Source organism: Acidimicrobiales bacterium (assembly GCA_036273495.1).
Lineage (GTDB): Bacteria > Actinomycetota > Acidimicrobiia > Acidimicrobiales > JAJPHE01 > DASSEU01.
This window is the reverse complement of sequence record DASUHN010000165.1, coordinates 1-2,260: the sequence shown is the minus strand read 5'-3', so window position 1 is coordinate 2,260 and position 2,260 is coordinate 1. Positions and strand designations below refer to the sequence as shown.

Genomic DNA, 2,260 nt, shown 5'->3' with positions numbered 1-2,260 from the left:
GGTCTTCGATCCCGATGCGGTCATGGACATGGCCGAGGCCGCCGGAGGGGATCCGCTGCCCGATGCCACCAGCCGGGGACCGCGGGACATCTCCGCCTACGTGCGTCGATCGGTCGAGGGCATGGTGGCCGTCCACCACGGGCACATGCCCGAGATCACCGTTACCGGCGAGACGACCGCCGAGGGGATCTGGGCCTTGGAGGACCTGCTCCGCTGGCCGGGCCCGGACGGCACGACCGGTGGGCTGCACGGCTTCGGCCACTACCACGAGACCTACGAGAAGGTGGGCGGCCGGTGGCTGATCGCGTCGGTCCGCCTGACCCGGCTGCGAGTGGACATGTTCTGACGGGTCGGGAGGTCCCGGGGACCGGCCCGGGCTACTAGGCGCTCGGAACCAGGAAGCGCCCGATCAGGGGGAGCTCCCAGAACGACTCGGCGCGCGCCACCGCCATCCCGATCGGCAGCAGGTGCTCGGGAGCGTCGTACACCAGATAGCGGGGGAGCCACTCGGGGTCGAACTTGGCGTTGAACCGCCACAGCGACTCGATCTGCATGCTCCCCGACAGCCGCTTGAGGACCCAGCGCTCCACCCGCTGGGCGACGTTGTCCCCCGACTCGCCCGCCAGCACGGCGCGCATGGTGGCGAAGTTGAGCCCCAGCCGGCGCAGCCCCCGCTCCTTCAGGTAGCGGGCCGTCTCCACGATCAGGAAGTCGATGAGGCCGTTGGGATGATCGCCGGCGTCGCGCCGCATCAGGTCCAGGGAGTAGCCGTTGATGCCGGGGGCAGGGACGTACTGGCAGAACGCCACCGGCGCCCCGTCCGGGCCCCACGCCACGGCCAGCAGCAGATCGCGGTCGTCAGGGTCGAACAGGCGGCCCAGGGTCATCGAGAAACCCCGTTCGACCTCGCCCCGGCGGCTCTTGTCCATCACCGACTCGACGGCGGCCCGCTGGTCCGGGTCGAGGGCCCGGGGATCGTGGAAGGTGACGGTGTAGCCGTACTTGGCCACCCGGTTGACCGCTTGGCGCAGGCTCTTGTGGCGGCCCCCGGACAGGTCGAGCTGGGTCACGTCGACCACGCCCTCGTCGCCGACGTACATGTCGTGCATGCCGGCGCGGCGGTAGACCGGCAGCCAGTCCTCGCCGGCCCCCATGACCCCCAGCGACCACCCGTGCGAGTAGGCGAAGGCCCCGAAGGCGGCCCAGGCCTCGTCCCGCTCGGAGTCGGGCCCGATCGGGTCGGGGGAGACGAGGCATACCCCGCCGTACACGCCGTAGGCGACGAGCGTCTCTCCGGAGAAGAAGAAGCTCTTGTCGCTCCGCAGGGCGAAGTAGTCCAGTGTCCCGTGCCCCCACCTCCCCACCGAGTGCCGGGCCCGCCCCACCTCGTCCTCCGGTGGTCCGTGCCGGGCGACCACGGGCCGCGAGGCCAGGTAGAGGACGGCGGTGACGACACCGAAGGTCACAGCGGTGAGGGCCGGGGTGATGAACAGGTCGAGGCGCCGGGGCAGCGGGACGAGGTGGGCCGCCACCAGCCGGCCGCCGACCGCCTCCACCGCCCGGAAGAACGGCAGGGCCGTCGTGTCCCTGTCGAGCGCCATGGTCACCTCGACCGCCGCCACCGCGACGGCGACGGCGAGCAAGGCGCCGATGCAGAGGGTGGCGAACGCCCATCGCAACGACGGGCGGTCGGAGCGGGCCGCGAACGACGATCGGTTGACCAGCAGGAAGGCGAGGACGGCGAGCGACACGACGGTCTCCTCGAAGTCGATGCCCTTGAGGAGGTGCAGGACGCACGACACGGCGAGGACCACCACGCTGACCAGCCAGGCCCGACGCTGGCCCCTCCTGACCCCGCGGGCCAGGAACAGAAGTGACAGGCCGGCCAGGGCCACCACCGCGCCAGCGCCCTCGGAGACCGAGAGGGGCACCCAGTCGTGCAGCGACTCGAGGCGGCTGCGGAACGGCGGGGTGACCGCCGAGATCAGATCGACCAGGGCCCCGAGGGCCATCCCGATGGCCGCCCACCGCCGCACCCGGCGCAGCCGCAGCCCCGGATCGGCCGCCGCGGGCGGCTCCGCTCCGGGCGGTAGAGCGGAGACCTCCGGCCGGTCAGGGGGGGTCAACGCCATCCTCGGTCCACCCTACCGATCGGTAGGCTCCCCCCTTCGGCACCGGGCGCACGTCGCGTGTGGGGACCACTCGAAGGAGGGGGTATGGCGGAGCGGGGAACGGGGAGCGGAGCCATCGGGGACTTCTA

Annotated in this window: 2 protein-coding genes; one reads left to right on the top strand and one right to left on the bottom strand. The window is 72.0% G+C overall.

Features of this window, described 5'->3' with window-relative positions; genetic code table 11:
- A partial coding sequence (locus tag VFW24_06955; protein ID HEX5266493.1) for a nuclear transport factor 2 family protein occupies window positions 1–346 on the top strand: 346 nt, incomplete at its 5' end.
- Between the two features lie 34 nt (window positions 347–380).
- Here the strand turns inward: VFW24_06955 and VFW24_06950 are convergent.
- On the bottom strand, window positions 381–2,132 hold the full coding sequence (locus VFW24_06950) for a phosphatidylglycerol lysyltransferase domain-containing protein (protein HEX5266492.1): 1,752 nt from the start codon (window positions 2,130–2,132) through the stop codon (window positions 381–383).
- Between the last annotated feature and the right edge of the window lie 128 nt (window positions 2,133–2,260).